This window comes from Allobosea sp. 10N428, assembly GCF_056394545.1.
The window spans coordinates 151485-176350 of record NZ_JBFTIC010000002.1 but is presented as its reverse complement, the minus strand read 5'-3'; the positions used below and the strand labels follow the sequence as shown (position 1 = coordinate 176350).

At 67.0% G+C, this 24866-nt stretch carries 18 protein-coding genes and 1 tRNA gene; 13 read left to right on the top strand and 6 right to left on the bottom strand.

Annotation, left to right across the window (positions count from 1 at the left end):
- Positions 1-11 precede the first annotated feature (11 nt).
- The 7 genes from AC1DDA_RS07270 (at position 12) to AC1DDA_RS07240 (ending at position 6894) form a co-directional block, all read left to right on the top strand.
- Complete coding sequence (locus tag AC1DDA_RS07270; RefSeq protein ID WP_476795245.1) at positions 12-863, top strand: alpha/beta hydrolase; 852 nt, start codon at positions 12-14, stop codon at positions 861-863.
- Positions 864-892: 29 nt separating this feature from the next.
- Positions 893-2020: a GNAT family N-acetyltransferase gene (locus tag AC1DDA_RS07265; RefSeq protein WP_476795244.1), complete on the top strand. Its 1128-nt coding sequence runs from the start codon at positions 893-895 to the stop codon at positions 2018-2020.
- Positions 2017-2424 carry an EamA family transporter gene (locus AC1DDA_RS07260; RefSeq protein ID WP_441513465.1) on the top strand — a complete coding sequence of 136 codons (408 nt, stop codon included), beginning with the start codon at positions 2017-2019 and terminating at the stop codon, positions 2422-2424. Before AC1DDA_RS07265 ends, AC1DDA_RS07260 begins: the two co-directional genes overlap by 4 nt.
- Positions 2411-2833 (top strand): DUF2147 domain-containing protein, encoded by a 423-nt coding sequence (locus tag AC1DDA_RS07255; RefSeq protein WP_441513464.1) that lies wholly within the window; start codon positions 2411-2413, stop codon positions 2831-2833. Before AC1DDA_RS07260 ends, AC1DDA_RS07255 begins: the two co-directional genes overlap by 14 nt.
- Positions 2834-2894: 61 nt before the next feature.
- Positions 2895-4622, top strand: coding sequence for a sensor histidine kinase (locus AC1DDA_RS07250; protein ID WP_441513463.1), 1728 nt, complete (start codon positions 2895-2897; stop codon positions 4620-4622).
- Positions 4619-5995: a sigma-54-dependent transcriptional regulator gene (locus AC1DDA_RS07245; RefSeq protein ID WP_441513462.1), complete on the top strand. Its 1377-nt coding sequence runs from the start codon at positions 4619-4621 to the stop codon at positions 5993-5995. Before AC1DDA_RS07250 ends, AC1DDA_RS07245 begins: the two co-directional genes overlap by 4 nt.
- Positions 5996-6072: 77 nt before the next feature.
- On the top strand, positions 6073-6894 hold the full coding sequence (locus AC1DDA_RS07240) for a MipA/OmpV family protein (RefSeq protein ID WP_441513461.1): 822 nt from the start codon (positions 6073-6075) through the stop codon (positions 6892-6894).
- A 158-nt stretch (positions 6895-7052) separates the two neighbouring features.
- On the opposite strand, the gene AC1DDA_RS07235 is transcribed toward AC1DDA_RS07240, so the two are convergent.
- Positions 7053-7126: transfer RNA gene (locus AC1DDA_RS07235), tRNA-Gln, on the bottom strand.
- 278 nt (positions 7127-7404) lie between these two features.
- Here AC1DDA_RS07235 and AC1DDA_RS07230 point away from each other — a divergent pair.
- Entirely contained in the window at positions 7405-8754 is a 1350-nt protein-coding gene (locus AC1DDA_RS07230; protein WP_476795243.1) for an amidase, read from the top strand.
- A gap of 64 nt (positions 8755-8818) precedes the next feature.
- A complete protein-coding gene (locus AC1DDA_RS07225; protein WP_476778190.1) occupies positions 8819-9931 on the top strand; it encodes a M20 family metallopeptidase in 1113 nt (370 codons plus the stop codon).
- Positions 9932-10190: 259 nt separating this feature from the next.
- Here AC1DDA_RS07225 and accC read toward each other — a convergent pair whose 3' ends face one another.
- From accC to AC1DDA_RS07210, 3 genes are all read right to left on the bottom strand, one after another.
- On the bottom strand, positions 10191-11552 hold the full coding sequence (gene accC, locus AC1DDA_RS07220) for an acetyl-CoA carboxylase biotin carboxylase subunit (RefSeq protein ID WP_441513458.1): 1362 nt from the start codon (positions 11550-11552) through the stop codon (positions 10191-10193).
- Between the two features lie 41 nt (positions 11553-11593).
- Complete coding sequence (gene accB / locus AC1DDA_RS07215) at positions 11594-12049, bottom strand: acetyl-CoA carboxylase biotin carboxyl carrier protein (RefSeq protein WP_476795242.1); 456 nt, start codon at positions 12047-12049, stop codon at positions 11594-11596.
- Between the two features lie 347 nt (positions 12050-12396).
- Positions 12397-13203, bottom strand: coding sequence for a DsbA family protein (locus AC1DDA_RS07210; protein WP_441513456.1), 807 nt, complete (start codon positions 13201-13203; stop codon positions 12397-12399).
- 183 nt (positions 13204-13386) lie between these two features.
- Here AC1DDA_RS07210 and AC1DDA_RS07205 point away from each other — a divergent pair, with 183 nt between their 5' ends.
- Together AC1DDA_RS07205 and AC1DDA_RS07200 are read left to right on the top strand one after the other, a co-directional pair.
- The gene (locus tag AC1DDA_RS07205; RefSeq protein ID WP_476795241.1) at positions 13387-14577 is read left to right on the top strand and encodes a pyridoxal phosphate-dependent aminotransferase; all 1191 of its coding nucleotides are present in this window, start codon (positions 13387-13389) and stop codon (positions 14575-14577) included.
- 77 nt (positions 14578-14654) lie between these two features.
- Positions 14655-16964, top strand: coding sequence for a mechanosensitive ion channel family protein (locus AC1DDA_RS07200; protein WP_476795240.1), 2310 nt, complete (start codon positions 14655-14657; stop codon positions 16962-16964).
- Between the two features lie 13 nt (positions 16965-16977).
- Here AC1DDA_RS07200 and AC1DDA_RS07195 read toward each other — a convergent pair whose 3' ends face one another.
- Both AC1DDA_RS07195 and AC1DDA_RS07190 read right to left on the bottom strand, forming a co-directional pair.
- A complete protein-coding gene (locus AC1DDA_RS07195) occupies positions 16978-17331 on the bottom strand; it encodes a hypothetical protein (protein WP_476795239.1) in 354 nt (117 codons plus the stop codon).
- A gap of 134 nt (positions 17332-17465) precedes the next feature.
- Entirely contained in the window at positions 17466-20246 is a 2781-nt protein-coding gene (locus tag AC1DDA_RS07190) for an Rne/Rng family ribonuclease (protein ID WP_476795238.1), read from the bottom strand.
- 638 nt (positions 20247-20884) lie between these two features.
- On the opposite strand from AC1DDA_RS07190, the gene AC1DDA_RS07185 reads away from it, so the two are divergent.
- Both AC1DDA_RS07185 and AC1DDA_RS07180 read left to right on the top strand, forming a co-directional pair.
- Complete coding sequence (locus AC1DDA_RS07185) at positions 20885-22150, top strand: N-acetylmuramoyl-L-alanine amidase (RefSeq protein ID WP_476795237.1); 1266 nt, start codon at positions 20885-20887, stop codon at positions 22148-22150.
- Positions 22151-22413: 263 nt separating this feature from the next.
- Entirely contained in the window at positions 22414-24861 is a 2448-nt protein-coding gene (locus AC1DDA_RS07180; protein WP_476795236.1) for a penicillin-binding protein 1A, read from the top strand.
- Positions 24862-24866: the final 5 nt, after the last annotated feature.

Sequence of the window (24866 nt, the reverse complement as noted above, 5' to 3'; positions counted from 1 at the left end):
CGGAACGAGACGTGACGACGCGCGATTTCAGCCTTCGCTATGCCGGTGGCCGGACCGGCTTCCTTCTGATCCACGGTTTGGGCGGAACCCCGACCGAGATGCGCCTCGTAGCGCGCGCTCTCAACCAGGCCGGCCATACGGTGCACTGCCCGCAACTCGTCGGCCACTGCGCCGGAGAAAGCGAGCTTCTGGCGACGGGCTGGCGCGATTGGGCCCAGAGCGTCATCGACGAACTCGACCGGATGCACCTGATCTGCGATCGCGTCATCGTCGGCGGTCTTTCGATGGGTGCCGTCCTGGCGATGCATGTCGCTGCCGCGCGGCCCGAAGCCGTCGACGGGCTTGCGCTCTACGCGCCGACGCTCTGGTACGATGGCTGGTCGATCCCGCGCTATGCCTTCCTGTTGAAGTGGCTGATCAACACGCCCTTCGGCCGCCGCTACAGCTTCGTCGAGCGCGAGCCTTATGGCGTCAAGGATCTGCGCACGCGCGCGCTGATCACCGCCGCGATCACGCGCGGCGACAGTTCCGAGGCAGGTCTGCTCGGCACGCCGTCCGGCGCACTCCAGCAAATGTGGGCGCTGATCGACCAGACGCGGCGCGAGATGCCGACGATCACCTGTCCGGCGCTGCTCGTGCATGCCCGCGAGGACGATGTCGCCAGCCTGTCGAACGCGTTCTACATCCAGCGCCGCCTGGGCGGCCTCGTCGATGCTGTGATCCTCGACGACAGCTATCACCTCGTCACGATCGACCAGCAGCGGGGCATTGTCGTCGAGCGTTCGCTTGCGCTCGCGGCCCGGTTGGCGAAGCGGGAGGTTCGGGAGAAGGCGGCGGGACTGCGCGTCGTCGCAGCCGAATGAGCCGGCTTGCCGCCCGGATCGTCGCAAGCGTGGCCGCAATCGAGCCCGCGGCCTGGGATGCGTGCTTGCCCGGCGAGGCGGAGTGCCACGCCTACTACAGCGCCTGCGAGGTGGCGGCGGCCGCTTCCGGGGTCGGGTTGCGCATGGCGGCGATCGTCGTCGAGGCGCAAGGCGAGGTGATCGGGGTCGCGCCGTTCTTCCGGCTGAACTACCGACTCGATACACCGCTTCAGGGCCCGCTGCGCGGGCTTGGCGAGGCGCTGTTCCGGCATGTGCCCGGCCTTGTCACCCTCAAGGCCCTCTGCGTCGGCTCCCCCTATGGCGAGCGCTGCCATCTCGGCTTGTCGCCGCGGCTGGATTTGGCCGGCCGGGCCGCTGCCTTTCGGCAAATGGCTGAAACCCTCCAGCGGCAGGCCGTGGCCGAAGGCGCGCATCTGGTCGTCTGGAAGGATCTGGCGCCCGAGCAGGAACGGGAGGCCGGCGCCTTCCTGGGCGGGGCAGGCTTTGCACGCCTGGCGAGCCTGCCGGTCGCCGTGCTCGACCTGCCTTTCCCGGACGAGGCCGCCTATCTGGCGTCGCTGTCGGCGGCGACGCGCAAGGACGTCAGGCGCAAGCTCGCGAAGGCAGGCGGTGTCCGGATCGAGTTCCGCACCGACATCTCCGGGTTCGAGCAGGAGATCGACGCCCTCTACGAATCCACGCGCGCGCAAAGCGGCCTGGACTATGGCGAGCTCGAGCTGCTGCCGCCCGGTTATTTCGCCGGAATTTCGCGGGCCTTGGGCGAGCAGGCCGTTTTCGTGCTGTACTGGATCGGAGGCGAGCTTGCGGCGTTCAACCTGCTGCTGGTCGAGGCGGATCGCGTCATCGATAAGTTCCTGGGCATGCGCTACCCGCTCGCGCGTGAGCACAATCTCTACGTGGTGAGCTGGATGGCGAATGTGCGCTTCTGTCTCGAACGCGGCATCCGCCTGTTCCAGAGCGGCCAGACCGCCTACGCGTCCAAGCTTCGCTTTGGCAGCCGGCTCGTTGCCTCCACCATCCATGTCCGCCATCGCCGTGCGCCCCTGCAATGGGCGCTGCGTCGCTTGAGCCCATGGCTCGGCTTCGACCGCTTCGATCCCGATCTTGCCGAACACGCCGGAAAGAAAGCTGCATGACTGCCTTCACACCCGCCGAAGCGCCGTCGCGCTGGCGCCAGCTTGCGATCTGGCTGGCTTTCATCGGGCTCGACACCGGCACGCAGCTCGCCTTCAAATGGGGCGCGGATGGGCTTGGCGACATGGATTTCGGCCTCGCGATGCTGACGCGATCCATGGAGCTTCCCGGCGTCTGGCTCGCTATCGTCGGCTATCTCGGAACCTTCGTGGTGTGGATGGCGATCTTGCGCGACATGCCGCTTAGCCGTGCCTTCCCGATGACGGGATTGGTCTATATCACCGTGCCCTTGTTCGCCTGGGCGGCTTTCGGCGAGCGGATCGATCTCCTGCGCGCCGTCGGCATCGCCCTGATCATCGCCGGAGTGATCCTGCTCGGTGGGGAGCATGAAAATGAGCACCCGTAGTTTGCGGATTGCGCTCGCCGTTGCCGCGCTCCTGGGGGCCCTGCCGGCCGGCGCCGGCCCTGCAACGGATGTCGTCGGGCGCTGGCGCGATTCCGACGGGGAGTCGGAGATCGCGATAGCTCGCTGCGGCGCAGCGCTGTGCGGCCGCATCGTCTGGCTGAAGGAGCCGCGTTTCGACCAGTTCAATCCCGATGCCAGACTGCGCGCGCGCTCGCTCCTCGGCATCCAGGTTCTGAGCGGGTTCACTCCGGGCGGGGACGGAAAGCTCGTGGGCGACGGCTACAATCCCGCCGATGGCAAGAGCTACCGCACGACGATGGAGCTCGCGGCGCCCGGCACATTGGTGGTGCGCGGCTGCGTCCTAGGGGGCCTGATCTGCGACGACGACACCTGGACGAAGCAGCCGTGAACGACGCGAGCTCGCGTACCGCAGAACGGGGAGGCGGCCCGCCGCCGTTGCGGGGCTCGTCGTGACCACCCGCATGACCACGCTCAGGCTCAGGCTGGTGATCGGATTCCTGCTGGTGATCGTGCCGGCGATGCTGGCCTCGGCCTTTGTCGCTGCGAAGCTGATTTCCAATGCGTTCGAGGACAATGTCGGCCATTGGCTGGGCGAGACGTCGCGCTTCTTCGGGCTGGAGGTCTCGGAAGCCGCACAGGAGGCGCAGCGCGTCGCCGGGGTCATCGGCAGCCGGCTGGAGCGGAGCCCGAGCGACGTCAAGATGCAGCATACGGTCGAGCGCGAATTCGGCGTGCTGAGCTCGGTCGGCTACGATCTCATCGCGGTCTATCGCCCTGGCGGCGAAATCATCTTCTCCTCGCGCCGTTTCTCCGCCGTCGGGTCTCTGCCCGAGAAGACGGGGCAGGGATTGTTCAGGATCGTTGCCGACGGCCAGCGCTGGATCATGGCGGGAGCCGTCCAGTCCATCCAGATCAACGGGCAGTCCGCCAATCTTCTCGTGGGCTCATGGCTCGACGACAACTACCTGGGCGGGATCAAGGTCGTCACGTCGCTGGAAGTGCGGTTGTTCTCCGACTTCGACGGCGAGCTCGAACCGATCGTGCAGACGCATAGCGATCGGAAGGTCGTCGTGCCGAAGGCGATCCTGGCACGGCTTGATGCCGGCGAGGAGGAAATCTTCGATGCGGACGCCGAAGGGGGCGCCTACCGCGCCGTCTATACCGGCTTTCGCGGCATCGACGGCAAGCTGGTGGCGATCAGCTTTATCGGCCTGCGCAGCGAAGCGGGGTTCTTCGAGCAGCTCGGCCGCGAGCGGCTGTTCCTCGGCATATTCCTCTTCGGAAGCTGCATCGCGATTATCGTCGGCATAATGATGTCGGAGGTGCTCGTGCGGCCGTTGCGCGCCCTGACCCGCGGCGTCCGGGCGATTGCAGCGGGTGATTTCGGTCAACGCGTCACCGCCGGCGGCGGGCGCGAGATCGCGCAGCTCGCCGCGGGATTCAATGGAATGGCCGAGCAGCTGGGCAAGCTGCACGATCTCGAAATGGAATTGCGCCGCCGCGACAGGCTTTCCGCGCTGGGGCAGGCGGCGATGGTGATTGCGCACGAGGTTCGCAATCCGCTCGGCATCATCAAGACGTCGACGGAGGTGGTGCGCAATCGCTCCAAGCTCGGCGCAACCGAGAGCAAGATGCTCGGCTATGTCATCGACGAAGTCCGCCGGATCGAGACCCTGATGCGCGACTTTCTCGACTTCGCCCAGCCGAGGCCGCTCGTGCACAGCCGATTCCCGTTGCGCAATGTCATCGAGCGGGTCGCAGCCATTGCGGCTCCCGAGCTTGCCCGGCGCGGCATCACCCTTCAGATCGACGACCGAAGCAAGGGCGCCCTGATCAGCGGGGACCCCGACCAGCTGCACCAAGCCTGCCTTAATCTGGTTCTCAATGCCATGGATGCCATGCCTTCGGGCGGCGCCATTCACGCCAGCCTGGCGGTGAATTCAGACACAGTGTCGCTGACGATCCGCGACGAAGGGCCTGGCGTTCCCGAAGCGATCCGCGGCGAGGTCTTCAATCCGTTCTTTACCACCAAGGCGAAAGGTACGGGGCTGGGGCTCGCTAAGGTGCAAAGCGTGGCGGCGGCGCATGGCGGAACGGTCGCTTGCGAATGCATGGCGGGCCAGGGCGCGGCCTTTACGCTCGCATTGCCGCGGGTCAAGACGGGAGAGGACGTGTGAGCCACACCATCCTGGTGGTCGATGACGAGGAGCGTCTGGCGGACGTGCTGGCCGCCGCGCTGGAGGATCTCGGTTATCGCACGACCGCGGTGACGAGCGTGCAGGCGGCCCTCGTGGCATTGGACCAGTCGCGCTTCGACCTCGTGCTCACCGATCTGCGGCTGCCGGTGATGGATGGGCGCGACTTGCTGCGTGAGGTGCGCAGCCGCTGGCCGGATATTCCCGTCATCATCCTGACGGCCTTCGCCGCCGTGCGCGATGCGGTCGAGCTCATCAAGGAAGGAGCGTTCGACTACATCGCCAAGCCCTTCGAGATGGAGGATGTCGCGGCGACGATCAGGCGCGCGCTGCGCCTGGCCGATGTTGTGCGGGACAATGAGCGCCTGCGCAGCGAGCTGGAAGGGCGCCACAGCTTCGATACGCTCATCGGCAACAGCGCGTCGTTCCGCCGCGTGATCGAGCAGGTCACCGAGGTCTGCGAGACCCGGGCGACCGTCATGCTGAACGGGGAGAGCGGCACAGGCAAGGAACTGGTCGCCCGCGCGATCCATTTCAACAGCCCGCGCCGGGGGCGGCCCTTCATCGCCGTCAATTGCGCCGCCATTCCGGAAACTCTGCTGGAGAGCGAGCTCTTCGGCCACGTCAAGGGCGCCTTCACCGGCGCGCTGGCCAATCGGGTCGGCCGTTTCGCCGCAGCCGAGGGCGGCACGCTCTTCCTCGACGAGATCGGTGACATGCCGCTTGCGATCCAGGCCAAGCTGTTGCGTGTCGTCCAGGAGCGCAGCTTCGAGCCGGTCGGCGCGAATCGCAGCCAGAGCGTCGATGTCCGTCTGATCGCGGCGACGCACAAGGACATGCGCGAAGCGGTCGCTGCGGGCAGCTTCCGGGAAGACCTGTTCTATCGCCTCAATGTCTTTCCGATCCAGCTGCCTGCATTGCGCGAGCGCCCTGAAGACATTCCGCTTCTGGCGACGCATTTTCTGGCGACGCTCTCGGAAACGATCGGCAAGCGGGTTGCCGGCTTCTCGCCCGCCGCGCTCGCGGCCATGGCGGGACATGACTGGCCGGGCAATATCCGCGAGCTGCACAATTGCGTCGAGCGGGCGCTCATCGTTGCCAAGACTTCACAGATCGATGTCCAGGATCTCCCGCGCGATCTGTTCGAGGGGCCGCGCCGGGCCGGCCGCGACGCGCTGCCGCGCGATCTCGACGCCGAACTGGAACGGATCGAACGGGATTTCATCGTCGAGGCGCTGCGCCGGAGCGAGGGCGTGCAGGTGAAAGCGGCAAGGATGCTGGGCATTGCCGAACGCAGCCTCTGGCATAGAATCAAGAAGCTCGATATTCGGGTTGGTCGGACGGTAATCGAATGATTGGCGGGCATGTAGCGGCACTGTCGCGAAAGCGCGCCAGAATGATGTTTGGCGCGTTTGCCGCGCATGGAGGAACCGTGTCGCGTATCGGTTTTGGACAGATTGGCTGCCTCGTTCTGCTGTCGGCGACGTCCGCGGCGGCTGCCGAGCCGAGCCCGGCTTTGACGGACGCAACGCCAGCCAAGGGCTGGATCGTGACGCTCGGCGGATCGTTCCAGATGGGTCCCAAATACGAGGGGGCGAATGCCGTGGGCCCGTCCTTCATGCCCTCGCTCAGCTGGCGCCGCGTCGGCGAGCCGGAAGGCTTCAGCGCGCCCGACGACAGTCTCGATTTCGCGCTCTATGAAACCAACCGCTTCAGCTTCGGCGTGGCGGGGAGCTGGAAAAGCGGGCGCTATTCGTCGTCGAGCCCGAAGCTTTTCGGCATGCGAGACGTTCCGTGGGCGATCGAGGCCGGCGTTTTCGCCGAGTTCTGGCCGATACTCGATCGCCTGCGCACGCGCATCGAGGTTCGCCAGGGCTTCAACGGGCACCACGGCATCGTTGCCGACCTCTCGGCCGACTGGGTCGAGCGCCTGGGTCGCTTCACGCTGTCGGCGGGCCCGCGGCTCTCGCTGGGTAACGCGTCCTACATGCGCACCAATTTCGGCGTGACGGCGCCGGAAGCGCTGATCAACGGCTATCTGACGCCATATCGGCCCTCGGGCGGCGCCAAGAGCCTGGGCGTCGCGACGGCGCTCGAATACACTTGGTCCGAGCAATGGTCGACGACGCTGTTCGCGCGCTATGACCGGATGATCGACGAGGCCGCGCGCTCGCCGCTTGTCCGCACGATCGGCCAGCGTGACCAGTTCACGGTCGGGCTTGGCGCCAGCTACTCGTTCAGAATGGACCTCTGATCCGACGACTCGATTCCGAGGTTGCCAGACGGCAGCCTCGGATTCCGGGCGTTATCAGGCATCGGACGTCGCTGGATCAAATCGGGCTATCGGCGTGACCTGTTCGGATCCAGGATTGCCTGCTCGCGCCCTCGGCGCCAACGCTTGCCACTTAAAAGTGGCTGGGGGACTAGGATTCGAACCTAGACAACCAGAGTCAGAGTCTGGGGTCCTACCGTTAGACGATCCCCCAACGATGGGGCGCTTCGGGGCGCCGCGTTGGTGAGCCGGGGTCTAATCAATGCGGTCCGGCTTGGCAAGAGCTGAATTCACGTTGCCTGCGAAACAGTTCACAGGAAGATGTCGTGCGCTCCGGCACCGCGAGGATCGCCCGCGATCGCGGCGGGGCCGCCTTGCCTGCGCATAGCTATGCTGTTGGTCCGCAGCATGCCAAACATGCGCTGCTTCCCTCCGAAGGGCAGGCTGCCTGCTCTTCGACATCCTCCGCCTCGACCTGGTTCCGACAACATCATGGCTCGCACCCTTTCCGCCCTTGCTGACGATCTCGCCTCCGGCCGGACCACCTCGCTTGCCCTCGTGCGCGAGGCGCTCGCCCGGATCGACGCGCCGCAGGGAGAGGGGAAGCTCGCCTTTATCAAGGTCCATCGCGAGGCGGCGCTCGCCGCGGCCGAGGCGATGGATAAGCTGCGGACGGCCGGGCTCGCGCCGTCGCCCTTCGCAGGCATCCCGATCTCGGTGAAGGATCTGTTCGACCTCGCCGGCGAGCCGACCACGGCCGGCTCGACCGTGCTGGCCGATGCGGTCCCGGCCGAGCGCGACGCGCTGGCTATCGCGCGGCTGCGGCGCGCCGGCTTTGTCGTGATGGGGCGGACCAACATGACCGAGTTCGCCTTCTCGGGGCTCGGCCTCAACCCGCATTACGGCACGCCGGCCTCGCCCTATGACCGCACGACGCGCCGCATTCCCGGCGGCTCCTCCTCGGGTGCGGCGGTGTCGGTGGCGGACGGTATGGCCTATGCCGGAATCGGCTCGGACACCGGTGGCTCCTGCCGCATCCCCGCGGCGTGCTGCGGCATCGTCGGCTACAAGCCGACGGCCGCGAGCGTGCCGCGCGAGGGCGCCTTCCCGCTGTCGCAGACGCTCGATTCGATCGGCCCGCTCGCCAACAGCGTCGAATGCTGCCGCGTGCTGCACGAGATCATGAGCGGCGCCGAGCTGCCGAAGGACGTCCCGGCCAGCCTCGAGGGGCTGCGCATCGGCGTGCCGCAGACGATCGCGCTCGACGGGCTCGACGCGCATGTCGCGGCAAGCTTCGACCGGGCGCTGGAGCTGCTTGCGAAGGCCGGCGCCGCCGTGATCGATGCTCCCCTCGAACGCTTCGCCGAGGTTGCGCGGCTCAACGCCAAGGGTGGCTTTGCCGCCTCGGAGGCCTACGCCCATCACCGCGACCTGATCGAGGCGAAGGGCGATGGCTACGACCCGCGCGTGCGGACGCGGGTGCTGCGCGGCCGCAATCAGGATTGCGCCGACTATATCGAGCTCACCCACGCGCGGGCCGCCTTCGTCGCGGCGATGCGCGAGGATATTTCGGGCTTCGACGTGCTGGCGATGCCGACCGTGCCGACCGTCGCGCCGACCATCGCCGAACTCGTGGAGGACGACGAGGCCTTCACCCGCATCAACCTGCTGATGCTGCGCAACCCGACGCTGATCAACATGATGGATGGCTGCGCGATCTCGCTGCCGATGCATCGTGGGGGCGAGGCGCCGGCCGGGCTGATGCTGGCGCGGGCCGGCGGCGGCGATGCGGCGCTGTTTGCAATCGCAGCGGCGGCTGAAGCCGCCCTGGCGGGACGCTGAGCCGCGCCGGGTGCCAGCAGGAGATGGCCTTCCGGGCCACCGCATCTTTGGAGAGAATGACCCCATGAATCAGAACGATGCCGCCGCCGCGCTCTCCGTCTGGGTCGCGCTCGAGAGCCCAACGAGCCATCCCGCCGGGCTGAACGGCATGATGGACCTCGTCCAGAAGGATGTGGCAGGGCTGCCGATCGCGGTCGAGCGCATCCCGGGTCGTGACGGGCTCGGCGACATGGTCATGCTGCGCGCCGGCCTCGACAACGGCCAGCCGGCCGTCGCGGTGATGTCGCATCTCGACACGGTGCATCCGGTCGGCACGAGCGCCAAGGAGCTGCCGGTCAGGATCGAGGGCGACCGGCTCTATGGTCCCGGCGTCTACGACATGAAGGGCGGCGCCTGGCTTGCCTTGCAGGCCTTCAAGCAGGTCGCGTCCGCCGGCAGCGCCAAACGGCCGCTGGTCTTCCTGTTCACGCCTGACGAGGAGATCGGCTCGCCGACCAGCCGCGGGCTGATCGAGGAGATCGGCCGGAAATCGGCAGCGGTGCTCGTCACCGAGCCGGCGCGGCAAGGCGGCAGGATCGTCACGGCGCGCAAGGGCGTCGGCCGCTTCGATGTCAGGCTCGAAGGCCGGCCGGCCCATTCCGGCTCGCGCCATGCCGATGGGCGCAGCGCCATCCGCGAGGCGGCGCACCAGATCCTCGCCGTCGAGGGCATGACCGACTATGCCCGCGGCATTACGACGAGCGTCGCGTTGGTCGGCGGCGGCACGGCCGCGAACGTCATCCCGCAGCACGCCTGGTTCAGCGTTGATTGCCGCGTGACCACGCTCGCCGATGGCGTGATGATGGAGAACCGCATCCTCAGCCTCAAGCCGCACGATCCCGATGTGAAGCTGCGCATCACCGGCGGCATGAACAGGCCGCCCTATGAGAAATCGGCGATGGTGGCGGAGCTGTTCGGACAGGCGCAGAAGGTCGCGGCCGGCATCGGATTCGACCTGCAGGACTGCCCGATGACGGGCGGCGGCTCGGACGGCAACTTCACCGCAGCGCTCGGCGTGCCGACCCTCGACGGTCTCGGCATTGACGGCGACGGCGCGCATACGTTGCAGGAATACGCGCTGATCTCCTCGATCGCTCCGCGGCAGGCGCTGATGAAGGGCCTGCTGGAGACGATCTGAGCGACGTTTGAGAATCGAGCCATCATGCTAAGGAGCTGCGGAACGCGGCGTCTCGAAGGATGATGTCTCGGGAGCCTCCCGGAATATCCTTCGAGATGCGCCTGTGGCGCTCCGCAGGATGAGGGCTCGGGGACTTCCCGGGCTCAGGCCTTTGGTCCGCCCGGGAATGGCGGTGCGGTTCCGCTGAGGAGAGCGCGATCGTCAAAACAAAAGCCCCTCGCGATGCGAGGGGATTCGTCGTTTCGGGCCTACCCGCCGCTCAGGCTTCCGGTTCGCCCATGCCGCCGGCGGCGAGGAATTTCTCGAGCCAGTGGATGTTGTAGTCGCCGTTGAGGATGTCCGGGTTGCGGACCAGCGTGCGGAACAGCGGCAGCGTGGTGTCGACGCCGTCGACGACGAACTCGTCGAGCGAACGGCGCAGGCGCATCAGGCACTCGTCGCGGTTCCGGCCGTGCACGATCAGCTTGCCGACCAGCGAGTCGTAGTGCGGCGGGATGGCATAGCCCTGGTAGGCGGCGGAATCGACGCGCACACCGAGGCCGCCCGGCGTGTGGAACGAGGCGATCTTGCCGGGCGAGGGCCGGAAGGTCGCCGGATGCTCGGCATTGACCCGGCACTCGATGGCGTGGCCCTCAATGACGATGTCCGACTGCTTGAGCGAGAGCGGCGCGCCGGCGGCGATGCGGATCTGCTCGTTGACGAGGTCGATGCCGGTGATCATCTCGGTGACGGGATGCTCGACCTGGATGCGGGTGTTCATCTCGATGAAGTAGAACTTCCCGTCCTCGTAGAGGAACTCGATCGTCCCGGCGCCGAGATAGCCGAGCTCGGACATCGCCTTGGCGCAGACATCGCCGATCCGGTCGCGCTCGCCGGCATTGAGGGCAGGCGAGGGGCCTTCCTCCCAGACCTTCTGGTGGCGGCGCTGCAGCGAGCAGTCACGCTCGCCGAGATGGATGGCGTTGCCCCGGCCGTCGCCGAGCACCTGGATCTCGATATGGCGCGGCTTTTCCAGGTATTTCTCGATATAGACCGCGTCGTCGCCGAAGGCGGCCTTGGCCTCGGTGCGGGCGGTCTGGAGCGCGACGAGGATTTCCTCCTCGCTGCGCGCGACCTTCATGCCGCGCCCGCCGCCGCCGGCCGCGGCCTTGATGATGACCGGGAAGCCGATCTCCTTGGCGATGCGCAGGGCGTCGCCATCATCGCTGACGCCGCCTTCCGAGCCGGGAACGCAGGGGATGCCGAGGCGCTTCGCGGTGCGCTTGGCCTCGATCTTGTCGCCCATCACGCGGATATGCTCGGCCTTGGGGCCGATGAAGGTGATGTTGTGCTGGTCCAGGATCTCGGCGAAGCGGGCGTTCTCGGACAGGAAGCCGTAGCCGGGATGGACCGCGTCGGCGCCGGTGATCTCGCAGGCGGCGATCAGGGCGGGGACGTTGAGGTAGCTCTCGCGCGCCGGCGGCGGGCCGATGCAGACACTCTCGTCGGCCAGGCGCACATGCATGGCGTTGGCGTCAGCCGTGGAGTGAACCGCGACGGTGGCGATTCCGAGCTCCTTGGCCGCGCGCAGGACGCGCAGCGCGATCTCTCCACGGTTGGCAATCAGGATCTTGTCGAACATCTTGAAACCCAAATCCGACCGGGCGGCGAGCGGCGCCACGCTCACTCGATCACCAGCAGCGGCTCGCCGTATTCCACGGGCTGGCCGTCCTCGACGAAGATGGCCGTGACCTTGCCGGCGCGCGGCGCGACGATGTCGTTGAAGGTCTTCATCGCCTCGACCAGCAGGATGCGCTCGCCCTGCTTCACGACGGTGCCGATCTCGACGAACGGCTTCGCCTCGGGCGAGGGGCGGCGATAGGCGGTTCCGACCATCGGCGAGTTGACCGCACCCGGATGGGCGGCGGTCGGCTTGCTTTCGACGGCAGCAGCCGCGACGGGGGCGGCAGCGACCGCCAGGGGCGCTGCGGCCGGGACCTGCACGGTCGTGGTGATGCTGCGGGCGACGCGGACGCGCAGATCGCCCTTCTCGACCTCGATCTCGGTGAGATCGGTCTGGTTCAGGAGCTCGGCGAGCTCGCGGACAAGTTCGGGATCGATCGGGCTCTTGGTCGCCATGGCGGGTGTCACCGTCTTCTTTAGATTCTCGGATGGGCCGCGGCCTGCGCCGCGAGCCCGTTCATTCGGATTCAGATGGCCTTCGCCGCCCGCCCGTCCGGCAGCAGAGCTAAGGCGTCGAACACGGGTTCAGCGTGCCCGCCGCCGCAGCTAGCCGTCCCGCGTGGTGCAGGCGGATTGGGGTGGGGTCCGTTCAGGACGCGGACGGAGACCATGGAAGGGCGTTGATTCCGGCGCCGCGCGCAGGCGGCAGGAGCCGCCCTCATAAACGTTGCGGGCCGGCAGGGGAAGCCTGAACGGCGCCTGCCAGCCTGGCATGTCTCATTGCAGGGGGACGGTGACCGGCCTCAGCCGGCGCATTCGGTCTTGCCGCAGCGGCGCACGGAGTCGATCTTCTGCTTGAGAGCGGCCTGTCCGACGGCGCCGAAGACGATCTCGTCGCCGACGATGAAGGCCGGCGTTCCGGTCAGGCCGAGCCTGTCGCCGAGCGCGACAGTATCTTCGATCGCGGCCTTGGTGGCGGGCGCCTCCATATCCTTCTTCAGTTGCGCGACATCGGCACCGATCTCCTTGGCGATGTCGAGCGCCTTGGCCCCGTTGACCTTGCCCTTCACGGCCATCAGCTTGTTGTGGAAATCGAAGTACTTCTGGCCCTGGAGCTGGTTCTTGGCGGCGACGGCGACGCGGCTCGCCTCGACCGAATCCGGTCCGAGGATCGGGAAGTCCTTCAGCACGACGCGCAGCTTCGGATCGCTCTTGGCGAGGGCCGTCACATCCTCCATCGCCCTTTTGCAGAAGCCGCAGTTGTAGTCCATGAACTCGACGAGGGTGATGTCGCCCTCGGGGTTGCCGATGATGACGGAGGTCGCCGGATCGCTGATCCGCGCCTTCTCGGCGGCGACGGCACCGCGCTGCGCCTCGGCCTGGGCGACGGTGTTACGACGCTCGAGCTCGATCAGAGCATCCTGGATGATCTCGGGATTCTTCAGCAGCGTCTCGCGGATCAGGTCCGTCACCGCCTTGCGCTGCTCGGGCGAGAGAGGCTGGCCCTGCGCCATGGCGGGCGCGGCGGAGGCCGCGAGCCAGAGGCCAAGCGCGAGGCCGGCAGGCCGCAGGCAGGCGCGCGCCAGGCTGGTGAGGGTCCGGAAAGCCATCTGGTTGTCCTTTCAAAGCCGCTGGGCGCAGAACGATCCAGCGGAACAAAGCACTCGTATGCGCGAGCTTGTGTGTGTTCGCCGCCCGAAGGTCAAATCACAGCTCTGCCAGCAGGGTGGCGGTTGCGGGCCGGCGCTGCCTCGGCTACGCGGGCTCGGCCCCTCGATGAACCGGACAAGTCGATGCAGAAGCCCCCGTTTTCGCCCGCTGCGCTGCCTGCCCTCGCCGAGCGCGCCGAGCGCGTGGCCCCCTTCATCGTCATGGACGTGATGAACCAGGCGGCCGCGATCGAGCGTCGCGGCGGCTCGGTGGTGCATATGGAGGTCGGCCAGCCCTCGGCGCCGACTCCGGCCTCGATCCGCGCCGCCGCGGCGCGGGCGCTCGAGGATGGGCGGATCGGATACACGCAGGCGCTCGGCACGGATTCGCTGAGGGATCGCATCGCACGCCATTATCGCGAAGCTTATGGCGTCGACGTGGCGGCCGAACGTGTCGTGGTGACGACGGGCTCCTCCGGCGGCTTCATTCTCGCCTTCCTCGCCTGCTTCCAGCCGGGCTCGCGGATCGCGATCACGGCGCCAGGCTACCCGGCTTATCGCAATATCCTGATCGCGCTCGGGCTTGAGCCGGTGGCGATCGAAGTTGGGCCCGAGACGCGCTTTGCGCTGACGCCCGAGCTGATCGAGCAAGCCCATCGCGAGAAGCGGCTCGCCGGCGTGCTGACGATGAGCCCGGCCAACCCGACCGGCGTGGTGATGGCGCCGGACGCGATCGCCGAGGTCGCGGCCTGCTGCCGCAAGCTCGGGCTCTGGTACATTTCGGATGAGATCTATCACGGGCTGACTTATGACGCGCCCGCCACGACGGCGCTCGCGGCCGATCAGGACGCGATCATCGTCAACTCGTTCTCGAAATACTATTGCATGACCGGCTGGCGCGTCGGCTGGCTCATCGTGCCCGAGCGGCTTGTGCGCACCATCGAGCGGCTCCAGCAGAATTTGTCGATCTCGGTGCCCTATCTCAGCCAGGTGGCGGGAGAGGCGGCCTTCGATGCGACGCAGGAATGCGAGGCGATCAAGGCGGGCTATGCACAAAACCGCGCCTTCCTGCTCAAGGCCCTGCCCGAGATCGGGCTCGGCGACTTCCTGCCGGTCGACGGCGCCTTCTACATCTATCTCGATATCGGCCGATATTCGAACGATTCCATGGCCTTCTGCCGCAATGTCCTCGAAGAGGCCGGCGTCGCGATCACGCCGGGGCTCGACTTCGACGAAGGGCGCGGCGCCCGCACGGTGCGGCTCTCCTTCGCGGGCTCATTGGCGGAATGCGAAGAGGCGGTCTCCCGCATCGGTGGCTGGCTCAAGATACGCTGAGGCATAGTGCCTCGTCCCCCTTGCCAGAATCCGCAGAAGCTCCGCATTCTCCGCTTCGGAGAAGGGGGAGATTGGCCATGGACGTCGCTGCAGCCGGCAGGGCTTCTGCGAGGCGCCTTTCAGCGCTCTCCTCAGCGATCCTGATCAGTGCGCTCGTTTCGCTCGCTCTTCTGCTCGGCTTCGGCTTGGCGGGGACGGCGCGCGCCGAGACCGAGGCCCCGGTCGTCCTTAACCTGCGCGGCGACGAGACGCCCGAAACGATCCGCAGGATGGTCGATGCGCTGTCGGGCCGGCCCGTGGAGATCCGGGTCGGCGGCGTGCCGGCCGCGGCGCCGCCGCCCGCGCCCGCGCCGACCGCTAAAACCAAGCCAGCTGCGGCAGCTCCCGCACCGGCCATCTCGATGGCGGATGAGGAGGGTTTCCAGGCCGAGGCCAGTGCGCTCGTCGACCGTTTCGTCGACGGCGTCGAATATAGTGGCGCCTCCATTCCCTCGGTCACCGAGCTGCCTGCCGACTGGGAACGCTCCTGGCAGCGCAATCTCAACGGCCGCGACGGGCCCACCGCCGGTTGGCGGATCGTCGGGATCGTCTGCCTCGCGCTCGCCATCGCCTTCGCGTTCCGGATCGCGACCGCCCGTTGGTTCGGGCGCAAGCGTCGGCCTTTGGGGCCGGAGTTCACTCCGCGCCTCATCGCCTCCTCATGGGGGCTACTCCAGGATGTCGCGACGATCCTGCTGGCACTCGCCGTGGCGAGAACGGCCCGCAACGCCTGGCTGCCGGCGGACGACCTCGCCATGCAGGCCCTGACGACGGCCGCAAACGGCGCCGCGATCGGCGCGCTCTATATTGCCGTCGGCCGGTTCCTGATTTCGCCCGATGCTCCCGAACGCCGTATCATGCCACTGCCGCGTGCCGAGCGGCATTTCCGCCGGCTGGTTGTCTATTCCGTTCTGACGCCGTTGATCGTGACGGGCATTCTGCTGGCCAACCAGGTCAGTTCCGGGCCGCGGCCCGTGACGGGGCTCATCGCGCTGACAGGGCTCGCCATCACGCTCTTCAAGATCTGGTGGTTCTATGACGGCCGGCATGATCTCGCGGTGCTGGTCCTGTCCGGCTCCTCCGAGCCCGGCCCGATCCGGCGGCTGATCGCGGCCGGGACAGCGTGGTTCTATATCGCGACGACGGTCCTGTTGTGGATGGTCAGCAGCGCCGCGGCGATGATGTCGAATGGCGGGCGCTGGGCGGAGGCCTCGGCGCTGACCCAGGTGGCGATCGTGATCATCCCTATCGTTGCCGTCGGGCTTGCCAGCTGGCTTCGGTGCCGTGCGGCTCGGCGTGAGGCAAAGCACGGTGTCACACCGATCCTGAGCGCCGGCAGTGCCGCTGTCCGGGCCGCCGCTCTGGGGGTGATCTGGGCGGCCGGCTTCTACATTATCGCACGGCTTTGGGCCGGACTTCTTCTCGGAGTCAGCTCCGCGCAGTTCGCCGCCGTCATGCGGCAAACGGTCGGCGTCGCCGTGTTCGCCTTCGCCGGCTGGGTTGCGCTCGTCTTCCTGCACGCCTTCTTCGATGCCTACACGCCGCAGCGCCGTGTCGTCGGCCCCGCCGACGAGGACGTAGCCCATGATGAGGGGGTGCCGAGCCGGCTTGCGACGGTGCTGCCGGTGCTGCGCGGCGTCGTCCTGGGCGCAGTGCTCGGCCTCACCATTCTGGTGGTACTGTCGCGGTTAGGCGTCGACATCGGCCCGCTGCTGGCGGGTTTCGGAATTCTCGGCCTTGCGATTTCCTTCGGCTCGCAGGCCCTGGTGCGCGACATCGTATCCGGCGTGTTCTTCATGCTCGAAGATGCCTTCCGCGTCGGCGAGTATGTCGATACCGGCCGGCTCAAGGGAACGGTCGAGAAGATTTCGCTGCGCTCGATGCAACTGCGTCATCAGAGCGGCCAGATCCACACAGTGCCCTTTGGCCAGGTGCAGTCGCTGACCAATGCCAGCCGCGACTGGGCGACGGTGAAGTTCAACGTCCGCCTCGATCACTCCGCCGATATCGAGCAAGCCCGCAAGGCCATCAAGAAGGTCGGCCTCGCGCTGCTGGAAGACCCGGAATACGGGCCGCACTTCATCGCGCCGCTCAAGATGCAAGGCGTGGCTGATATCACCGACCAGGCGATCGTGGTCCGGCTGAAGTTCACCGGGAAGCCCAATCAGGCGTCGATGCTGCAGCGCGAGGCCTTGAAGCGCGTCTATCGTTCGCTGAACGAGGCCCACATTCCCTTCGCTTCCAACGCGGTCACGGTGCGCGGCGGCGAGGGCGGGGCGCAGTCCAGCGCGGCAGCGGCGATCGCGACGGTGCCGCCCCCGACACCGCTCGCACCAGCGGCGAGCTGAGCGGGTCTCGCTTCTAAAGCAGGAAGAACAGGCCGAAACCGATAACCGTCAACCCGCCGCCGAACAGGCTGGCGAGGCGCGCGGCATGGGCGAGGGCGCCACGTTCGGCACTGCGATGCGCGCGCTCGGCGTGGTGCAAGCCCGCCTCGGAGCGATACTGTTCGGCGTGGAGATCGGGCGTCATTTGCGGGCCGATCGGCCGATTGCCTTCGAGCTCGATCCTGACGGCGAGGAAGGCGACGAAGAGCCCGACGAGCCCGACTCCGAACCAGCCTACCGCGCGCCAGGCGAGATAGGCCAGACCGATCAGCCCCACCGCGCACAGGAGGAGCAGAACGTCACGTTCCCTGTTTCGAGGCGGCGGCATCTGCTTCCTCCCGTCCCGGCGATCAGCCGGCGACCACAATGCCGGGTCGGGACGCGGCCGCCAAGCGCCGCCGAAAAACAAAGCCCGCCGCTGGTGGCGGCGGGCTTTGCATCGATCGTTTCGGAAGCGAGCGCTCAGGAGCGGCCGGCGAGCCTGTTCCACCAGCCGCCGCGCTTCGGGCGGTTCGGGTCCGGCTCCGTCAGCACGACCGCAACGGGCTCTTCCGCGGGGGCCCGAGCGGGAGCCGGCTCAGGCGCCGGAGTGGGCTCGGCCGGGGCTGCAACTGGCTCGGGCACTGCGGCCGGGGCCTCAGGCTGCGCCTCGGCAGCGGCCGGAGCGGTCTCGGCAGCGGCTTCCCCGCCTTCGGTGATCGGCACGACCTTCTTGCGCGAGCGGCTGCGCTTGGGCTTCTCCGCCGGCGCGGCTTCGGCCGTGGCCGTCTCCGTCTTGGCTTCAACCTCCTTGGCCTCGGCCTTCGGCTTGCGGGCGCGGCTGCGCTTCGGCTTTGCCGGCTCCGCAGGCGCCGCTTCTTCGGCAGCCGGTTCCGGCGCGGCCTCAGTGGCAGGAGCCTCGATCACGGCCTCGGCAACGACCTCGACATCCGTGCCTTCGGCCGCGTCGTCTCCGTCCTCGCCCTCATCGCCCTCGGCGTCCTCGCCGTGACCCGCTTCGAGCTGCTGGCCCTGGTCGTCGCGCTCTCCGCCACGCCGCCGACGGCGGCGACGGCGGCGGCGGCGATTCTCGCGGTCGCCTTCGCCGCGTTCGTCCTGGGCTTCGCTGGCAGTCGTCTCGTTGTCGCCGGTCTCGGCATCGAGCGCGGCAGCCTCGGCCGCAGCATCCAGCGCCTCGTCATCGACATCGGAGGCGATGGCTTCAGCCTTGAAGCTGGTCGGGATCACACGGCCTTCATTGCCGACGAACTCGCCGCGCTCGACCTCGAAGTAGCGGGTGCCGAGCAGGTTCGGATCGGTCGAGATCGTGATCGCGATAGCGAACCGGTTCTCGAGATCGGCCAGATGCGCGCGCTTCTGGTTGAGGACGTAGAGCGCGACCTCCGGCCGGGTGCGGACGGTGAGATTGTGCGAGGCGCTCTTGATCAGCGTCTCCTCCAGCGCACGCAGGATCTGCAGCGCGACGGACGACGTCGAACGGATCATGCCGGCGCCGGCGCAATGCGGGCACGGGACGGAGGAGCTTTCGAGCACGCCGGTGCGGATGCGCTGGCGCGACATCTCCAGCAGGCCGAAGGCCGAGATGCGGCCGACCTGGATGCGGGCGCGGTCGTCCTTGAGGCACTCCTTCAGCTTCTTTTCGACCGCCCGATTGTTCCGGTTCTCCTCCATGTCGATGAAATCGATCACGATGAGGCCTGCAAGATCGCGCAGGCGGAGCTGGCGAGAGATTTCCTCTGCCGCTTCGAGGTTGGTCTTGAGAGCGGTGTCCTCGATATTGTGCTCGCGGGTCGAGCGACCCGAGTTGATGTCGATCGCGACCAGCGCTTCCGTCTGGTTGATCACGAGATAGCCGCCGGACCTGAGCGTGACGGTGCTCGAGAACATCGCGTCGAGCTGGCTCTCGACGCCGAAGCTGGCGAAGAGCGGGGTCTGGTCGCGATAGGGCTTCACGCTCTTGGCATGGCTCGGCATGAGCATGCGCATGAAGTCCTTGGCCTCGCGATAGGCTTCCTCGCCGGCGACGTGAACCTCGTCGATATCCTTGTTGTAGAGGTCGCGGATCGAGCGCTTGACGAGGTTGCCCTCCTCATAGACCAGCGCCGGGGCGACAGAGGCTAGCGTCAGCTCGCGCACGCTCTCCCACATCCGCATCAGATATTCGTAGTCGCGCCGGATCTCGACCTTGGTGCGCGAGGCGCCGGCCGTGCGCAGGATGAGGCCCATCCCCTCGGGAACCTCGAGCTCCTGGGCGATCTCCTTGAGGCGCTTGCGGTCCTCGGCGTTGGTGATCTTGCGCGAGATGCCGCCGCCCTTGCCGGTGTTCGGCATCAGCACCGAGTAGCGGCCGGCGAGCGAGAGATAGGTGGTGAGCGCCGCGCCCTTGTTGCCGCGCTCTTCCTTGACGACCTGGACCAGGATGATCTGGCGGCGCTTGATCACCTCCTGGATCTTGTACTGGCGGCGCGACTGCCGGTGCGGGCGCTCCGGCATGTCGTCGAGGGCGTCGCCGCCGCCGAGCTGCTCGGGAGCCTCTTCGGCCTCCTCGCCGTTCTCCTCGTCGTCGCCATCCTCGGAGCCTTCGTCCTCGGAAGGCTTGCGGGCCTCGACTTCCGAAGCCTCGGCGTCTTCCGCGGAAGCCGAGCCCTCATTGGCCGAGGCGGTCGCCTCGACCGTCTCGAAAGTCAGCGGCGCGGCATTCTCGGCGGCGTCCTCGGTCGTCGATTCGGCAACCGCCGGGGCGAAGTACTCGCCGAAGGCCGGCGCGCCCTCGTTGACCATGGCGGCTTCCTTGCCGTCGGTCTCGACGTGGTCTTCGCCATTCGCCTCGACCTCGGCCGAGACGGTCTCGTCGGCGGCAGCCTTCTTGGCGCGGTGGTCACGGTCGCCACGGCGCCCGCGATCGCGGCGGCCGCGCTTCTCGCGGCGCTCCTCGTCGCGCTCCTCGTCGCGTTCGGCACGCGCCTCGTCCTCGATGAGCGCCTGCCGGTCGGCGACGGGGATCTGATAGTAGTCCGGGTGGATTTCGGAGAAGGCGAGGAATCCGTGCCGGTTGCCGCCATATTCGACGAAGGCAGCCTGAAGTGACGGCTCAACGCGCGTCACCTTGGCGAGATAGATATTCCCCCGCAGCGGCTTGCGGCTGGCTGATTCGAAATCAAACTCTTCGACGCGGGATCCGCGGACCACCACGACCCGGGTCTCCTCCGGGTGGGTGGCATCGATAAGCATCTTGTTGGCCATATGAAACTTCCATTGGCGCGGTCGCCTGTGCAGGCGCGGCTACGGATGAGAATCCGCCGCCGCGGCCAGGGGCGCCGCGCTGAGGCCGGAACGAGCCGGCATGTTGCAGGAGGTGGGAAAGACTAGCCTGGACAGGAATACGGCTCGGGAGCGCTGCTCGGGCTTGAAGCCCGGCGCGGTCCCGCAGGTTCGGACGGTTCACCTCAGGTGCTAGCGTCGTCTTTTGCCCCGTCATCTGTCCTGACCTGCGATGCGTCTGCCTGGCGGCCGGCCCATCGCGTTTGCACGCTCGCGAGACAAGGTGGGGCGCAGAACACTCGCAATCCCCATACCAATCGTCTGCGGACGATCCGTTGTGGCTACCCGCCGCCGCTCCCGAGGGAGAAGGTGGCACAGCCTGACCGGACGCCGACGGATCGCTCGATCCGGGTGTGTCCCATGGGCAGGCTGACGAGCAGCCAATTCCATTACAGACAGGTGATGGTGATTTGCAAGTCACATGACAGCCGCATTTCGCCGACCCGGTCCCCGAGCGGTTCACGCCCTCCTTGAGAGGTGGTAACCGCCTCTTAAGATTTCACCCCCGTTATGGTTAAGCCTTGGTAATATCGAACGGGATTTTCCAGCTGTTTCCGCGCATGCGCCACGCTGTTCAGGGTCCGGAAGGTCGATCGTCCCGCAATATCCTGCGGGGTGCCGCCTTCATCGCCTTGGCCTGCGGGCTCATATTCGCCTCCGTGCCGGCGCGCAGCGAGAGCAAGCCGCAGAACGAGTATCCGGTCGCGACCGATGCGCGCCTCGAGCAGAGCGGCGACAGCGTGCGCCTGACCATGACGATGTCTTCGATGGTCGAGATCGAGGCTTGGGTGCAAGCCTCGCCGGACCGCGTCATCGTCGAGATGCCGTCGACCAATTTCCAGATCCAGGGCAGCGCGAAAAAGGCTGCCGGCTTCGTCAGCGCCTATCGCTACGGCCTCTTCACCGCCGACAAGGCCCGAATCATCATCGATCTTTCGCAGCCGGCCACGATCGCCAGGACCGAGGTGAAACCCGTGCGCGGCGGCTTCGGCGAGCTCACGATCGAGCTGAAGAAGGTTGCGCGTGCCGATTTCCTGGCCGAGGCGGCCAAGGCAAAGAAAGTGCAGGAAGCGCCTGTGCCGGCACTTCCCGCCGCCAAGCCCCGCGGCGAGACGCGCCGTGTCGTCGTCATCGATCCCGGCCATGGCGGTATCGACCCCGGCACTATGGTTGCTTCCATCTCCGAGAAATCGGTCGTGCTCGCCTTCGGCAAGGCGCTCAAGGAGCAGTTGGAGGCCTCCGGCCGCTATCGCGTCGTGATGACCCGCGACGACGACCGATTCGTCTCGCTTTCGGACCGGGTGCAGACGGGCCGCGACGAGCAGGCCGACCTGTTCATCTCGATCCATGCCGATTCGCTGATGCAGGCGCAGGATGTGCGCGGCGCCACCGTCTATACCCGCTCCGAGCGGGCGACCGACGCCGAGGCAGCCAAGCTCGCCGCCAAGGAAAACGAGGCGGATGCGGCAGCAGGCTTGGAGACGCGCGAGGAGGTTCAGGATGTTGCGGGTATCCTGATGGATCTGGCACGCCGCGAGACGCGGACCTTCACCGGCGTGTTCGCCCGCAACCTCGTCGACAAGCTCGGTGGCTCGATCAAGATGCACAAGATTCCGCTGCGCTCGGCTCGCTTCTGGGTGCTGAGCGCGCCGGACGTGCCCTCGGTGCTGATCGAGCTCGGCTACATGTCGAGCCCAAAGGACGCCGAACTGCTGAATTCGCCCGAATGGCGCGGCAAGGCGGTGACGGCGGTCTCCGCTGCGGTCGACGACTATTTCGCCAGGGAGCGCGCCTCCGTCGGGAAAGCAGCGGAGAATCGCAACTAGAGTAGCTTCGAGTGAGGCGAATACTGGTCACGCGAAAAAAAATGCGACCAAACAGGGAGATGGAGCGTCGCGGCGATTCGGAGAAGCCGCGGTGGATGCTCCGGTATCGCGGTGGTGCCGCTGCGTTCCGACCCAGTGTCGGATCATGCCGAATGTGGTCGCAAGGCCACGGTTCCGCCATCTACGTCATGTTATAGCTCTGATTTGCGACGCGCCCCGATTTGGCGCCCGTCGGGTGGCAGAGATGGGGTCCAAGGCCTGAGATGCGGTTCATTCTGCGAATCTTCGGATGGTTGTTCGCCGCCGGCGCGATCGCCTTTGTGATCGTTGCTGCCTTGGCCGGCGGCCTGATCTGGCATTATTCGCAGGACCTGCCCGACTACGCCCAACTTCGGAATTACGAGCCGCCGGTGATGACGCGCGTCCATGCGGGCGACGGCAGTCTGATCGCCGAATATGCCCGCGAGCGGCGTCTGTACCTGCCGATCCAGGCTGTGCCGAAGCTCGTCGTCGACGCCTATATCTCGGCCGAGGACAAGAATTTCTACAAGCATATGGGCGTCGACCCCGAAGGTCTCATCCGCGCCGCGATCTCCAACTATCGCAACCGCAGCGCCAATCGCCGGCCGCAGGGCGCCTCGACCATCACCCAGCAGGTCGCGAAAAACTTCTTCCTGAGCCCCGAGCAGTCGATCGAGCGCAAGATCCGCGAGGCGCTCGTCGCGCTGAAGCTCGAATCGACCTATTCGAAGGACAAGATTCTCGAGCTCTATCTGAACGAGATCTATCTCGGCGCGCCGGCCCCGGGGCAGGGCAGCTATGGCATAGCCGCCGCCGCACTGAACTATTTCGGCAAATCGGTCCACGAGCTCAACCTGCAGGAAGCGGCCTATCTCGCCGCCCTGCCGAAGGCGCCCTCCGATCTGCATCCCTTCCGCAACCGCGACCGTGCGATCGAGCGCCGCAACTACGTCATCGACCGCATGGTCGAGAACGGCTACGTCAAGCGCGAGGTCGGCGAGGAAGCGAAGAAGCAACCGCTCGGCGTCAATCCGCGCGCGGTTTCGCCGAACCAGATCGCGGCCGGCTATTTCGCCGAGGAGATCCGGCGCGAGCTTCAGGACCGCTACGGCGAGAAGAAGCTGCTTGAGGGCGGCCTGTCTGTCCGCGCCACCGTCGATCCCAAGACCCAGCTGATGGCGCGCAAGGCGCTTGTCGATGGCCTCGTGCGCTTCGACGAGGCGCGCGGCTGGCGCGGCGCGATCCAGAAGCTCGACACCGGCAAGGACTGGGGCGGCGCCATCGGCGAACTGCCTGTCCTCGGCGACGTCGCGCCCTGGCGGCTTGCGGTCGTGCTCGAGTCCAATGGCGACAGCGCCAAGCTCGGCCTGCATCCGCTGCGCGACAATGCCGGCCACCTCAACAAGGAGCGCCAGACCGTCACGCTCGCTGCCGACGGCATCAAGTGGACGCGCCGGGCGCGTGTCTCGCAGGCGGTTTCGGTCGGCGATGTCGTCTATGTCGAGCCGATGGAAAGCCGGCCCGGCTTTGCGCGCCTGCGCCAGCTGCCCGAGGTCAATGGCGCCATCGTTGTGATGGACCCGTTCTCGGGCCGCGTGCTCGCCATGGTCGGCGGCTTCTCGCACGACCAGTCGGAATTCAATCGCGCGACGCAGGCGCTGCGCCAGCCGGGCTCCTCCTTCAAGCCATTCGTCTATGCGACGGCGCTCGACAACGGCTACACCCCGTCGAGCATCGTGCTCGACGCCCCGATCGAGATCGACCAGGGCCCGGGTCTCGGCATGTGGCGCCCGGAGAACTACGACGGCAAGTTTACCGGCCCGCGCACGCTGCGCTACGGCATCCAGTTCTCGAAGAACCTGATGACGGTGCGCCTCGCCAAGGATGTCGGCATGCCGCTGATCGCGGAATATGCCCGCCGCTTCGGCGTCTATGACGATCTGCAGCCCGTCCTCTCGATGGCGCTCGGCGCTGGCGAGACCACGGTGATGCGCATGACGGCGGGCTATTCGATGCTCGTCAATGGCGGCCGGCGCATCCGCCCGACGCTGATCGACCGCATCCAGGACCGCACGGGCACGACCATCTATCGCCATGACCAGCGCGTCTGCGAAGGCTGCAACGCCGACAAATGGGCGAACCAGTCGGAGCCGCGCCTGATCGACAACCGCGAGCAGGTGCTCGATCCGCTGACGGCCTACCAGATGGTCTCGATCCTCGAAGGCGTGGTCAACGCCGGCACGGCGACGGTGGTCAAGTCGGTCGGCAAGCCGCTCGCCGGCAAGACCGGCACGACCAACGACGCCAAGGACGTCTGGTTCGTCGGCTTCTCGCCGGACCTTGCGGTCGGCGTCTATATGGGCTTCGACAAGCCGAAGTCGCTCGGCACCTCCGCCACCGCCGGCCAGTATGCCGCGCCGATCTTCCGCGACTTCATGACGGTCGCGCTGAAGGACAAGCCGGCGACGCCATTCCGCGTGCCGGCCGGCATCAAGCTGATCCGCGTTGATCCGAAGACCGGCATGCGGGCTGGCGGCGAGGGCGGCATTCTCGAAGCCTTCAAGCCCGGCACTGCGCCGCCGGACAGCTATTCCGTGATCGGTGCGGCGGGTGACGGCAGCGCGCCGCTCTCCGTCGGCCCCGGCGCCGGCGGCCGCGCCATCGGTTCGGGAACCGGCGGCCTCTACTGAGCGAA

Coding starts and splice junctions, on each gene's coding strand:
- AC1DDA_RS07260 (WP_441513465.1), top strand. CDS start 2,017: ATGACTGCCTTCACACCCGCCGAAGCGCCGTCGCGCTGGCGCCAGCTT.
- AC1DDA_RS07255 (WP_441513464.1), top strand. CDS start 2,411: ATGAGCACCCGTAGTTTGCGGATTGCGCTCGCCGTTGCCGCGCTCCTG.
- AC1DDA_RS07230 (WP_476795243.1), top strand. CDS start 7,405: ATGGCTCGCACCCTTTCCGCCCTTGCTGACGATCTCGCCTCCGGCCGG.
- AC1DDA_RS07225 (WP_476778190.1), top strand. CDS start 8,819: ATGAATCAGAACGATGCCGCCGCCGCGCTCTCCGTCTGGGTCGCGCTC.
- accC (WP_441513458.1), bottom strand. CDS start 11,552: ATGTTCGACAAGATCCTGATTGCCAACCGTGGAGAGATCGCGCTGCGC.
- accB (WP_476795242.1), bottom strand. CDS start 12,049: ATGGCGACCAAGAGCCCGATCGATCCCGAACTTGTCCGCGAGCTCGCC.
- AC1DDA_RS07210 (WP_441513456.1), bottom strand. CDS start 13,203: ATGGCTTTCCGGACCCTCACCAGCCTGGCGCGCGCCTGCCTGCGGCCT.
- AC1DDA_RS07205 (WP_476795241.1), top strand. CDS start 13,387: ATGCAGAAGCCCCCGTTTTCGCCCGCTGCGCTGCCTGCCCTCGCCGAG.
- AC1DDA_RS07200 (WP_476795240.1), top strand. CDS start 14,655: ATGGACGTCGCTGCAGCCGGCAGGGCTTCTGCGAGGCGCCTTTCAGCG.
- AC1DDA_RS07195 (WP_476795239.1), bottom strand. CDS start 17,331: ATGCCGCCGCCTCGAAACAGGGAACGTGACGTTCTGCTCCTCCTGTGC.
- AC1DDA_RS07190 (WP_476795238.1), bottom strand. CDS start 20,246: ATGGCCAACAAGATGCTTATCGATGCCACCCACCCGGAGGAGACCCGG.
- AC1DDA_RS07185 (WP_476795237.1), top strand. CDS start 20,885: ATGCGCCACGCTGTTCAGGGTCCGGAAGGTCGATCGTCCCGCAATATC.
- AC1DDA_RS07180 (WP_476795236.1), top strand. CDS start 22,414: ATGCGGTTCATTCTGCGAATCTTCGGATGGTTGTTCGCCGCCGGCGCG.